10 protein-coding genes are annotated in these 12236 nt (G+C 72.6%); 3 read left to right on the top strand and 7 right to left on the bottom strand.

Going from position 1 to position 12236, the window contains the following annotated elements:
• Position 1: 1 nt before the first annotated feature.
• From era to A5481_RS05100, 5 genes are all read right to left on the bottom strand, one after another.
• Entirely contained in the window at positions 2–1000 is a 999-nt protein-coding gene (gene era, locus A5481_RS05120) for a GTPase Era (protein ID WP_048437562.1), read from the bottom strand.
• Complete coding sequence (gene rnc / locus A5481_RS05115; protein ID WP_048437567.1) at positions 997–1707, bottom strand: ribonuclease III; 711 nt, start codon at positions 1705–1707, stop codon at positions 997–999. Before rnc ends, era begins: the two co-directional genes overlap by 4 nt.
• Positions 1708–1806: 99 nt before the next feature.
• Positions 1807–2598: a signal peptidase I gene (lepB, locus tag A5481_RS05110; protein WP_048437563.1), complete on the bottom strand. Its 792-nt coding sequence runs from the start codon at positions 2596–2598 to the stop codon at positions 1807–1809.
• 153 nt (positions 2599–2751) lie between these two features.
• On the bottom strand, positions 2752–3189 hold the full coding sequence (gene acpS, locus A5481_RS05105) for a holo-ACP synthase (RefSeq protein WP_048437564.1): 438 nt from the start codon (positions 3187–3189) through the stop codon (positions 2752–2754).
• A complete protein-coding gene (locus tag A5481_RS05100) occupies positions 3186–3944 on the bottom strand; it encodes a pyridoxine 5'-phosphate synthase (RefSeq protein ID WP_048437565.1) in 759 nt (252 codons plus the stop codon). Before A5481_RS05100 ends, acpS begins: the two co-directional genes overlap by 4 nt.
• A 457-nt stretch (positions 3945–4401) precedes the next feature.
• Here A5481_RS05100 and A5481_RS35120 point away from each other — a divergent pair, with 457 nt between their 5' ends.
• From A5481_RS35120 to A5481_RS05085, 3 genes are all read left to right on the top strand, one after another.
• Positions 4402–5217, top strand: coding sequence for a PRC-barrel domain-containing protein (locus A5481_RS35120; RefSeq protein WP_245298623.1), 816 nt, complete (start codon positions 4402–4404; stop codon positions 5215–5217).
• A complete protein-coding gene (locus A5481_RS05090) occupies positions 5214–6569 on the top strand; it encodes an MFS transporter (RefSeq protein WP_064503808.1) in 1356 nt (451 codons plus the stop codon). Before A5481_RS35120 ends, A5481_RS05090 begins: the two co-directional genes overlap by 4 nt.
• Before the next feature lie 240 nt (positions 6570–6809).
• Positions 6810–8576 carry an ABC transporter ATP-binding protein gene (locus A5481_RS05085; RefSeq protein ID WP_064503807.1) on the top strand — a complete coding sequence of 589 codons (1767 nt, stop codon included), beginning with the start codon at positions 6810–6812 and terminating at the stop codon, positions 8574–8576.
• 466 nt (positions 8577–9042) lie between these two features.
• On the opposite strand, the gene A5481_RS05080 is transcribed toward A5481_RS05085, so the two are convergent.
• Positions 9043–10368 carry an HlyD family type I secretion periplasmic adaptor subunit gene (locus A5481_RS05080; RefSeq protein WP_048436719.1) on the bottom strand — a complete coding sequence of 442 codons (1326 nt, stop codon included), beginning with the start codon at positions 10366–10368 and terminating at the stop codon, positions 9043–9045.
• Complete coding sequence (locus A5481_RS05075; RefSeq protein WP_082173514.1) at positions 10368–12215, bottom strand: type I secretion system permease/ATPase; 1848 nt, start codon at positions 12213–12215, stop codon at positions 10368–10370. The genes A5481_RS05080 and A5481_RS05075 overlap by 1 nt, the downstream gene beginning before the upstream one ends.
• Positions 12216–12236 lie beyond the last annotated feature (21 nt).

Genomic DNA, 12236 nt, shown 5'->3' with positions numbered 1-12236 from the left:
GTCAGCCGCGCGGGAATTCCAGGCCCATCTCGCGATAGCGCTCGGGATCGTCGGCCCAGTTCTCCCGCACCTTCACGAACAGGAACAGGTGGACCTTCGCCTCCGCCGCCTCGGCGATCTCGATCCGGGCGGCCTGGCCGATGGCCTTGATGGTCTGCCCGCCCTTGCCCAGCACGATCTTCCGTTGGCTCTCGCGCTCGACGAAGATGGTCTGCTCGATCCGGACCGAGCCGTCGGGCCGCACCTGCCACTGGTCGGTCTCGACGGTCGAGGAATAGGGCAGCTCCTCGTGCAGGCGGTCGTAGATCTTCTCCCGGGTGATCTCGGCGGCGAGCATCCGCAGGGGCGCGTCGGAGACCTGGTCCTCGGGATAGAGCCAGGGGCTCGGCGGCATCCGGCCGGCGAGCTCGCGGCGCAGGTCGTCGACCCCGTCGCCGGTCAGCGCCGAGATCATGAAGATGCGCTCGAACGGGACCCGCTCGTTGAGCGAGGCGGCCAGCGCCAGCAACTTCTCGCGCGCGATCAGATCGATCTTGTTGAGCACCAGGTATTTCGGGCGCTTGAGCTCCGGCATCCGCTTGAGGATCGCGTCGACCTCCTCGTCGACGCCCTTCCGCGCGTCGATGAGCAGGCAGACCGCGTCGGCATCCGCCGCGCCGCTCCAGGCCGAGGTCACCATCGCCCGGTCGAGGCGGCGCTTGGGCGCGAAGATCCCGGGGGTGTCGACGAGGACGATCTGCGCGTTCCCCTCCATGGCGATGCCGCGCACCAGCGCCCGGGTGGTCTGCACCTTGCGCGAGACGATCGACACCTTGGTGCCGACGAGGCTGTTGAGCAGGGTCGACTTGCCGGCATTCGGCACGCCGATCAGGGCGACGAAGCCCGCGCGGGTGTCCTTGGGAGCGGTGTCCTTGGGAGCGGTGTCCGTGACGGCGGCGTCGGCGGGAGCGCCCGGGAGCGGGCCGTCGTCGTCGGGTTCGGGTATGGTGTCGTCGATCATTCTGGTTGCTCCCCGGGCTCGTCCCCGGTCCACAGCCCCTCACGCACCAGCAGCGCGCGCGCGGCCGTCTGCTCGGCGAGGCGCTTCGAGCCGCCGATGCCGATGCCGGGCGCGACGCCGGTGACCCGGGCCTCGATGCGAAATTGCGGCGCGTGATCGGGCCCGGCCCGCTCCACCACCACGTAGGTCGGCGTCGGCCACCCTTGCGCCTGCGCCCATTCCTGGAGGGCCGATTTCGGGTCGCGGCTGCGCGTCCCCTCGGTCTGGCGGTCGGCCTCGAAGGCGCGGTCGATCACCGCCTTGGCGGCGTCGTAGCCGGCATCGAGGAAGACCGCGCCCAGGATCGCCTCGCAGACGTCGGCGAGGATCGCCGCGTTGCGGCGCCCGCCGCCATGAACCTCGCCGCCGCCGAGGTTCAGGTGCGGCCCGACCTCCCAGGCATTGGCGACCGTGGCGCAGCTCTCGCGCCGCACCAGGCTCGACAGGCGCCGCGACAGGTCGCCCTCGTCCGCACCGGGCAGGGCGTTGTAGAGCCCGTCCGCGACCGCCAGCCCGAGCACCCGGTCGCCGAGGAACTCGAGGCGCTGGTAGCTGCCCCGGCCGTTGGTGGCGCTCACGTGGGTGAGCGCCTGCACCAGGAGGTCGCGGTCGGCGAAGCGGTGGCCGATGCGCTCCTCCAGCACCGAGAGGTCGGGCCGGCGCCGCATCCCGCGCTTGCGCCGCGGCGGGGCGTCGCCCGCTCCGGAGACGGGCGGATCGGCCTGCGGCGTAGCGGCGTCGGCGTCGGTCACGCTCTTGGACTCCCGTCAGTGGATCGGCTTGAACAGCCGGTTCCAGCGCACCGTCCACGGCCAGTTCCAGATCTGCCAGGCGGCGGCGCCCTCGTCGATCGAGAAGAAGATCACCTCGGCCCGGCCGATCAGGTTCTCGTAGGGCACGTAGCCGACATTGCCGAGGTCGCGGGAATCCGTGGAGTTGTCGCGGTTGTCGCCCATCATGAACAAGTGGTTCGGCGGCACGGTGTAGACCTGGGTGTTGTCCCACAGGCCGCGGTCCCCGTCGCGCTCGATGATCTCGTGGGTGACGCCGTTGGGCAGGGTCTCGCGGTATTGCGGCACCAGGGTCGGCTGGCCGAAGGCGTCGGTGGTCGAGTAGTCGGCGATGCGCTCGCGCTTGACCGGCCGGCCGTTGATGTTGAGCACGCCCTCGATCACCTGGATCCGGTCGCCCGGCAGCCCGATCACCCGCTTGATGTAGTCGGTGGCGTTGTCCTTCGGCAGCTTGAACACCGCGATGTCGCCCTGCTTCGGCATGGCGCCCCAGATCCGCCCGTTGGCCTCGATCGGCAGGTACTCGCTCAGCGGCAGCGAGTACTTGGAGTAGCCGTAGGAGTATTTCGAGACGAAGAGGTAGTCACCGATCAGCAGGGTCGGGATCAGCGAGCCGGACGGGATGTTGAACGGCTGGAACAGCAGCGTGCGGACCACGAGGGCGATCAGCAGCGCCTGGACGCCGACCTTGACGGTCTCCTTGATCGAGTCCCAGAGGCCGGCATCCTTGCCGCGTTTCAGGTCCTGGTCCGTGCGTGCGCGATCCATGCTCATTCTCTCCGGCGGTCCGTGCAGCTATCGCCTGGGCACCCGCCGAGGGCACGCGGCCGGCTGTTTGCGCGGTGCGGGGGGTCTAGACCAACGTTTGCCCGCCCGCAACGCAGTGGCGCGGGGACCGGCGAATCGCTGCCGCAGGAGCCGTCAGGTCTCGGGCCCGAGATCCGGCTCAAGATCCGGTCGAAGATCCGGCAAGGCCTCGATGACGACGAAGGCCTGGGCGAGCGGCGGATCGTCGGTGAGCGTCACGTGGACCACCGGACGGTGGCCCGGCGGCATCAGGGCGGCGAGGCGCTCGGCCGCGCCGTTGGTCAGATGCAGGGTCGGGCGGCCGCCGGGGAGGTTCACCACCTCCATGTCGCGCCAGAACACCCCGTGGCTCATGCCGGTGCCGAGCGCCTTGGAGCAGGCCTCCTTGGCGGCGAAGCGTCGCGCGTAGGAGGGCGCGCGGGCGGCGCGCCGGTCGCTGCGGGCGCGCTCGCCCTCGGTGAAGACCCGGTGGGTGAAGCGGTCGCCGAAGCGCTCCAGCGAGCGCTCGATGCGGCGGATGTCGCAGAGGTCGGAGCCGATGCCGACGATCATGCGGGGCTCCCGGCGCGGCCCTTCTCCATCGCGGAGAGCATCGCGCGGATCGCGGCATCGAGCCCGTCGAAGATCGCCTCGGCCATGAGCGCGTGGCCGATATTGAGCTCGCGCACCTGCGGCAGCGCCGCCACCGGCCCGACATTCCCGACCGTGAGGCCGTGGCCGGCATGGATCTCGAGCCCGAGGGCGTGGCCGTGCTCGGCCGCGCGGGCGAGGCGGGCGAGCTCGGCTCGGATGCGGCCTGCATCGCCCGAGATCACCGCCTCGCTGTAGGTGCCGGTATGCAGCTCGACCACGGGGGCGGCCAGGGCGCGGGCGGCCTCCATCACGTGGATCTCGGGCTCGACGAACAGCGAGACCCGGATCCCCGCCTCGTTGAGGCGGGCGATGAAGGGGCCGAGGTGCTCGCGGCCGCCGACGATGTCGAGCCCGCCCTCGGTGGTGCGCTCCTCGCGCTTCTCCGGCACCAGGCAGGCGGCGCGGGGCTTCAGGCGCAGGGCGATGCCGAGCATCTCCGCGGTCGTCGCCATCTCGAGGTTGAGCGGCCGGTCGACCTCGCGCATCAGCCGCTCGACGTCGGCGTCGCGGATGTGGCGGCGATCCTCGCGCAGGTGGGCGGTGATGCCGTCGGCCCCGGCCGCGACCGCCGCATGGGCCGCCCGCACCGGGTCCGGCATCGTGCCGCCGCGGGCGTTGCGCAGGGTGGCGACGTGATCGACGTTGACGCCGAGGCGGAGGGGGGACGCGGGCATCGGGCAGCTTCTCGGGCGTGATCGCGGGACGGGATCGTGCGGAGGACCGTCCGCGATGTAGCGCCGCCCACCCGCCGCCGCCAGCCGCCCGTATGGCGGAACAACACTCCCCGGGAAAGCGCGGCGCGGCGGGGCATCCGCCTGGACAACCCCGCCCGGTGCACCGCACTGTGGGTGGTCCCGCGGTGCGGGCCCGGATGCCCGCCGGGCGCAAGGCCCGCCGCCGCGACCACCCGACGACCGATGCTCGGGCGGGCCGCCGCGCCTGCCCCGGAGGCCCACGATGTCTGCTCGACGGCTCGACCGTGGCGGTGACGCGCCCGCCCGGCTGCCCCTGCCGCCCCGCCCCCACAACTTCGCCGCGTTCCTCCCCCATCCGGACCGCTCCCCTCCGGAACCGCCGGCCCCCGCGGCGGTTGCCGGGAGAACGCTTCGTGTGACGCTGCGAGAGGCCTGCTTGCCCGGAATCCTGCCCGGAACCCTCCGGACGCTCCTGACGGCCCTTGCCGCGCTCTCGGCCGTCACGGCGGCGCAGGCGCAGCAGGGCTCGGCGCCCGCGGACGCGCAGAAGCCCCCGGCCGCGATTCCCGCCCCGACGGCGCCCGCGGCTCAGCCCCCCGCCTCCCAGGCGCCCGCGGCGCAGCCTCAGCCGAACGCGGCGCAGCCCCCGGCGCCGGCGGCCCAGCAGCCTCAAGCGCCCGCGGCCCAGACCCAAGCGCCTGCGGCCCAGCCTCAAGCGCCCGCGGCCCAGGCCCCGGCGAACCAGGCACCCGCCGCGCAGGCGCCGGCGATCCCGCCCGGCACCCCGGCCACGGTGCTCGACACCCAGGATTACGACGGCGTCCTCGGCAAGCCGGTGCGCAGCGTCGCCGGCGAGGATATGGGCCGGATCATCGACATCATCGTCGACAAGGACGGCCGCCCCCGCGCGGCGATCATCGATTTCGGCGGCTTCCTCGGCGTCGGCTCGCGCAAGATCGCCGTCGACTGGCGCGCCCTGCACTTCTCGGCCGACAACAAGCCCGGCCGGGCGGTGCTGCAGCTCAACCGCAACCAGGTGCGGGTCTCGCCGGAATACAAGCCCGGCGACCCGATCGTGGTGCTCGGGCCCGCCGGCCCGGCCCCGGCTCCTGCCACCGCCTCGCCCGCCGCCTCCGCTCCGGCCGCGCCGCCGGTCGCGGCGCCCGCCCCGCCTCCGGTGTCGGCCGCACCGTCCCCGGCGCCCGCCCCCGACGCCGACCAGGCCGCGTCGCGCACCCCACCGGACAAATGACGCGACCGCGCCCGGCCCAGCGCCGCCTCCTCGCCCATCGCGACCGCGACCTGCCGCGCGCCGAGATGCGGCCGGATCCCCGCCAGGATCCGGCCCGCGACCCGGTGCGGGAGCGGGCCGGCGGCTCGGCGGGGCGGCGGCGCGAGAAGCCGGCGCCCTCGCTCGCCAGCACCCGCGGCCTCGACGCCTTCACGTTCTGCGTCGCCAACCTGCAGACCGGCTTCGGGCCGTTCGTGGCGGTGTACTTCACCTCGCAGAGCTGGACCCAGTCCGATATCGGCCTCGTGCTGACCATCGGCGGCCTGTTCAGCCTGTTCGGGCAGGTGCCCGGCGGCGCCTTCGTCGACTGGGTGACCTCCAAGCGCTTCGTCGCCGCCCTGTCGGTGTCGGTGATCGGCGCGTCCGCCGCCGGCCTCGCCCTGTTCCCGACCTTCCTGATCGTGGCGCTGGCGATGGCGGCGCACTCGATCGCGAGCTGCACCCTCACGCCGGCGATCGCCGCGATCAGCCTCGGCCTCGTCGGGCATGCGGGCCTGGGCGAGCGGCTCGGGCGCAACGCCCGCTTCTCCTCGATCGGCAACGCGCTCGCCGCCGCCGGCATGGGCGCCTGCGGCTACTACCTGTCGAGCGAGGCGGTGTTCTACGTCACCGCCGCCCTGGCGGTGCCGACGCTGGCCGCCCTGTACTTCGTGCGCGCGAGCGAGATCGACACGGTGCGGCCGCAGGCGCCCGACGGCGGCGCGGCGCCGGGCGGCTGGGCGAGCCTGAAGCTCCTCGTGACCAATCGGGCGCTCCTGTGCTTTGCCGCCTGCATCACCCTGTTCTTCGTCGCCAACGCGGCGATGCTGCCGCTCGTCGGCAGCGTGCTCACGGTGCGGGCGAGCCAGACCGCCACGATCCTGATCGCCGCCTGCATCATGGCCCCCCAGATGGTGATGGCGCTGATCGCGCCCTCGGTCGGCCGGGCGGCCCAGGCCTACGGGCGGCGCCCGCTCCTGATCATCGGCTTCGCGGCGCTGCCGATCCGCGGCCTGCTGTTCGCCTACACGGACGCGCCCGAGCTGCTCGTCGCCGTGCAGGTCTTCGACGGCATCTCGGCGGCGGTGCTCGGCGTGATGGTGCCGCTGATCGTCGCCGACTGCACCCGGGGCACCGGCCGCTTCAACATGGCGCTCGGGGCCGTCGGCACCGCGATGGGCCTGGGCGCCGCGGCGAGCACGACGCTGTCTGGCTACATGGCCGACCATTTCGGCTCCCACGCCGCCTTCCTGGGCCTGGCCGGGGTCGCGTTCGCGGCACTCGCCGTCGTCGTCCTCATCATGCCGGAGACCCGGCGGGCGCGGGACGCATGACGAGGCGGGGCCCGGTGCGAAACCGGTGTGCGGTGCAACGCCGCTCAACTCCCGTTCAGGAACGGCGGATTACATCGCAGGCAGCACCATTCGCCTGCAACATAAGGTGACGCTTGCGCGTTGCGAGAAGCGGGTGGGGCCTGCGGGGGAGCACGGAGAGCATGCGGCGGGGTTCTTGCATCCCGCCTCTCTCCCGACCGTGGGCCGCACGCGTGCGAAGAACCGGGATCGATCGCCACGATGGATGACCTCTGCGCGTACGCCAACCGGCCTTGGGCCTTCGTGGCCCGCTACCTGCGCCGCCGCATCGTGCCCCACGCGGCCATCCTGGTCGCGGTGCTCGGCGCCGTGGCCTGCTCGGTCAGCACGCAATACGGCCTGAAGGGCGTCGTCGACGCCCTCGGCAAGGGCCCCGAGAACAACACCCTGATCTGGCCGGCGCTGACCGTCCTGGTCTGCTTCATCGCGGCCGACAACATGCTGTGGCGGGTGGCGAGCCTGATCGCCAGCTTCACCTTCGTGAAGGTCACCGGCGACGTGCGGCGCGACCTGTTCCAGCACCTGACCGGCCACTCGCCGTCCTATTTCGCGGACCGGCAGCCCGGCACGCTGGCAAGCCGCATCACGGCGACCTCGAACGCGATCTTCACCGCCGAGAACATGTTCGTGTGGAACGTGATGCCGCCCTGCGCGGCGGCGTTCGGGGCGATCCTCTACGTCGGCAGCGTCAGCGTGCCGATGGCGCTCGGCCTGCTCGTCATCTGCGGCGGCGTGGTGGTGCTGATGTTCCGCATCGCCGCCGCCGGCAAGCCGCTGCACCACGACTTCGCCGAGAAGGCCGCCTCGGTCGACGGCGAGATGGTCGATCTCGTCAGCAACATGCCGCTCGTGCGCGCCTTCTCGGCCTACAAGCGCGAATTCGCCCGCTTCGACCAGACCATCGGCACCGAGATGAAGGCGCGCAGCCGCTCGCTCCTCTACCTCGAGCGCCTGCGGATCATGCACGCCCTGATCACCGTCGTGGCGGTGCTGGGTCTCCTGTTCTGGGCGATCAAGATGTGGCAGGCGGGCGCCGCCACCGCCGGCCAGGTGGTGCTGGTCTGCACCCTCGGGATCACGATCCTCGCCGCGACCCGCGACCTCGCGGTCGCCCTCGTCGACGTCACCCAGCACACCGCCCGCCTGTCGGAGGCCCTGCGCACGCTGCTGCAGCCCCACGACCTGCGCGACCACCCGGAGGCGAAGCCCCTCGTCGGCGAGGGCGCCCGCATCACGTTCGAGAAGGTCAAGTTCAACTATCCGGACGGCCGCGAGGTGTTCGGCAGCTTCGACCTCGACATCCAGCCCGGCCAGCGCGTCGGCCTCGTCGGCCGCTCCGGCGGCGGCAAGTCGACCCTGTTCACCCTGCTGCAGCGCTTCTACGACCCGCAGAACGGCCGCATCTTGATCGACGGCCAGGATATTGGCCGGGTCACGCAGGAATCCCTGCGCGAGGCGATCACGGTCGTGCCGCAGGACATCTCGCTGTTCCACCGCTCCTTGCGCGAGAACATCCGCTACGGCCGGCCCGAGGCCACCGACGAGGAGGTCTGGGCCGCGGCGGAAGCCGCGCGCTGCACCGACTTCATCAACGACCTGCCGGGCGGCTTCGACACCATCGTGGGCGACCGCGGCGTGAAACTCTCGGGCGGCCAGCGCCAGCGCATCGCGGTGGCCCGCGCCATCCTCAAGGACTCGCCGATCCTGCTCCTCGACGAGGCCACCTCGGCCCTCGACACCGAGTCGGAGGAGGCGATCCGCGAGGCGCTCGGCAATCTGATGAAGGGCCGCACCACCATCGCCATCGCGCACCGGCTCTCGACCCTGAAGGATTTCGACCGGATCGTCGTGCTCGACGGCGGCCAGGTGATCCAGGACGGCTCGCCCGACCGGCTGGTCCATCTCGACGGGTTCTACCGCGACCTGATCCAGCGCGAGACCATCAAGCTGTCGCGCGAGGCGGCGTAAGCGCCCCTCGACGACACCGCCCTTCGTGAAGGCTCGTATCGGAACCCTCCCCCACGACCGGGAAGGGTTCTGCCGCGTGAATCCCGGTCGTCACCGGACCATCGACGTGCGCCGCCGCACATTCCGACGTTCCCGCCTCGATCGCGCCCGCCGGATTGGTGCGATGCGGTGAACCTTCCGCTGGGTTCGTCGTTCTACGATGGAGCCGCTTGCTGCCGGGGAATGCTCCCAGCGCCTCCCGCGGCGGGCAACGACCAACCCGACACATCGAGACCGACGATGCTGAAGACCATCACCTATGCGATGATCGGCGTCCTGGCCTGCGGGCTGGTGGTGGCCGTGATCGGCGCCTCCGGCGCGATCGGGGGCTGACGGAACATGCGAGAAGGCCCGTCCCTCGCGGGACGGGCCTTCTCGCCCTCGCCTCTCCCGGTCCTCGCTTCTGCCGGCCCTGGCCACTCCGGGCTCATTTCTCCCGGAACGCCCGGGCGACCTGATCGGCGAGCGGCTTGATGAAGAAGCTCAGCACCGTGCGGCTCTCCGTCTGGATGAAGGCCTCGACCGGCATGCCGGGGCTGAGCTTCACCGCGCCGAGGCGCTTCAGCTCGCTGTCCGGGACCGAGACGCGGGTGGTGAACATGCCCTGGCCGGTGCGCGGGTCGATGGTCAGATCGGGCGAGATCCGCGACACTGCGCCCGTGACGACCGGCGTCGTGCGCTGGTTGAAGGCCGAGAACCGCAGCGACGCCACCTGGCCGAGATGGACCTGATCGATGTCCTGGGGCGCGAGCTTCGCCTCGACGGTCAGGTGATCGGCGGTCGGCACGATCTGCATGATCTCGGCACCCGGCGCCACCACGCCGCCCACGGTGTGGACCGCGAGCTGGTGCACCAGCCCGTCCTGCGGCGCGCGGATCTCGACGCGCTTGAGCTGATCCTGGGCGGTGATGCGCCGCTCGGCGTATTCCGACATCTTGCTGCGAATCTCGGCCAGCTCCTTGCCGACCTCGGTGCGCAGGTCCTGGTCGATCTGCAGGATCTGCAGCCGCGTCTCGGTGATCCGGCCGCGCACCTGGGCGATGGTCGAGACCAGCGTCCCCTTCTCGCCCTCCAGCCGCGCGAGGTCGCGCTCGAGCGCGCTCACCCGCTGGATCGGCACCAGCTTCTTCTCCCACAGGTCGCGCACGCCGCCGAGCTCCCGCTCGATCAGGACGATCTCCCGGACCTTGGCGGCGATCTGCTCGTCGAGGCCGCGGATCTGCTCGTCGAGCTGGCCGACCCGCTCGGCGAGCTGGGACTTCTGGCCCTCGCGGGCGCTAGCCCTCGTCTGGAACAGCCGGCGCTCGCCGTTCATCAGCCCGGCGACCACCGGGTCGGCGGCCCGGGCGGCCAGCTCGGCCGGGAAGGTCACGTCGGCGGCCCCGTCGCGCTCGGCGTCGAGGCGGGCCCGGCGGGCGGTCGATTCGTCGATCGAGCGGGTGACGATGGCGAGGTTGGCCTGCAGCACCGTCTCGTCGAGGCGCAGCAGCACGTCGCCGGCCGCGACCCGGTCGCCGTTCTTCACCCGGAGCTCGCCGACGACGCCCCCGGTCGGGTGCTGCACCTTCTTGACGTCGGACTCGACCACCAGCGTGCCGGCGGTGACGACGGCGCCGGAGAATTCCGCCGTGGCGGCCCAGCCGCCGGCGCCGACGAACAGCAGCGCGCCGCCGACCGCGCTCGCCAGCAGGTGGCGGCGGATCGAGGCCTGGGTCGCGGGCGCGATGCGGGCCTCGGGGCTGATCGGGTTCATCACGAACGCCCTCCCTGGGCGACCTTGAGGCTCAAAGGAACGAAGCCGGCGGCGAATCCCGACGGGGCGGCGGGCATCGCGCGCGGCCGGGTGAGGGTCGGCAGGATCTCGTCGCGGGGGCCGAGCGCCTGGACGCGGCCATGCGCCATCACCATCACCTGGTCGAGGGCGGCGAGCGCGCTCGGCCGGTGGGCGATCACCACCACGATGCCGCCGCGCTCCCGCACCCCGGCGATCGCCTCGGTGAGGGCGGCCTCGCCCTCCTGGTCGAGATTGGCGTTCGGCTCGTCGAGCACCACCAGGAAGGGGTCGCCGTAGAGCGCGCGGGCGAGCGCCAGACGCTGGCGCTGGCCGGCCGAGAGCAGCGCGCCGCGCTCGCCGATCTGGGTCTGGTAGCCCTCCGGCAGCCCCAGGATCAGGTCGTGGACCCGGGCGGCCTTGGCGGCCGCGATGATTCCCTCGGCCTCGGCGCCGGGCCGGAAGCGCGCGATGTTGGCCGCCACCGTGCCGGGGAACAGCTCGACCTCCTGGGGCAGGTAGCCGACGTGGCGGCCGAGCTCGTGGGGCCGCCACTGGTCGAGGCGGGCGCCGTCGAGGCGCACCACCCCGCGGAACGGGGCCCAGATCCCGACGAGGAGGCGCGCGAGCGACGACTTGCCCGAAGCGCTGTGGCCGACGATGCCGAGCCCCTGCCCGGCCTGCAGCGTCAGGCCGACGTCGAGGACGGTGAGGCGCTGGCTTCCGGGCGGGGCGACGCTTGCCTGCTCGACGGTCAGGGTCCGGCACGGCGCCGGCAGGGACAGGCCCTCGGGCTCCGCGCCGGCGGCCTCGAGGGCGGCGCCGAGATGGCGCCAGCACTCGCGGGCGGCGGAGAAGGTCTTCCAGTAGCCGATCGCCTGATCGATCGGCGCCAGCGCCCGGGCGCTGAGGATCGAGCCGGCGATGATGACGCCGGCGGTGGCCTCCTGGCGGATCACCAGGAAGGCGCCGACGCCGAGCACCGCCGATTGCAGCACCACCCGCAGCACCTTCGAGGCGTTGTGGATCGCCCCGGTGATCTCGGCGGTGCGCTCCTGGGTGGCGTGCGAGGCGGCGTTGACCCGGGCCCACAGGCCGGCGAGGTCGGGCTCCATGCCCAGCGCCCGCACCGTCTCGGCGTTGCGCCGGCTCGATTCGGCGACGAAGCCGCGGGCCGCCGCCGCCTCGCGGGCGTCGCGGGCATGGTGGCGGGTGAGGACCTCGGCCAGGATCGTCAGGCCGACGAGCGCCAGCGCGCCGACGAGGGTGGTGAGCCCGATCCAGACGTGGAAGGCGAAGAGCAGGCCGAGATAGACCGGGACCCAGGGCAGGTCGAACAGCGCGCCCGGGCCCCCGCCCGCCAGCGCGGAGCGGATCTGGTCGAGGTCGCGCATCGGCCGCAGGCCGTCGGCCTCGGGCCGGCCGCGCAGAGGCAGGGTCACGATGGCGCGGAAGACCCGCCGGCTCAGCGCCTCGTCGAAGGCCCGGCCCGCCCGCAGGAGCAGGCGCGACCGGATCAGGTCGAAGAAGCCCTGGCCGAGATAGAGCACCAGCACGATCAGGCTGAGGCCGACCAGCGTCGCCACGCTGCGGCTCGGGATCACCCGGTCGTAGACCTCGAGCATGTAGAACGAGCCGGCGAGCGCCAGCAGGTTGACGGCGCCGCTGAGCACCGCGACGCCGATGACGACGTGGCGCAGCTGCGCCAGGGCCGCGACGATCGGCGGGGCCGAGCCGGCCCGGGACCGCCCGAGGCCGAAGGCGGCGAGCGCGTCGTGCCGCAGGCCCTCGCCGGGAGCGGCGGGGGCGCCCTCTCCGGCGGACGGCATCTCGGCGCGCAGGCGGCGCAG

It is taken from the genome of Methylobacterium platani (genome assembly GCF_001653715.1).
GTDB lineage: Bacteria > Pseudomonadota > Alphaproteobacteria > Rhizobiales > Beijerinckiaceae > Methylobacterium > Methylobacterium platani.
The sequence above is the reverse complement of the archived record's forward strand: the minus strand, read 5'-3'. Positions and strand labels throughout refer to the sequence as shown.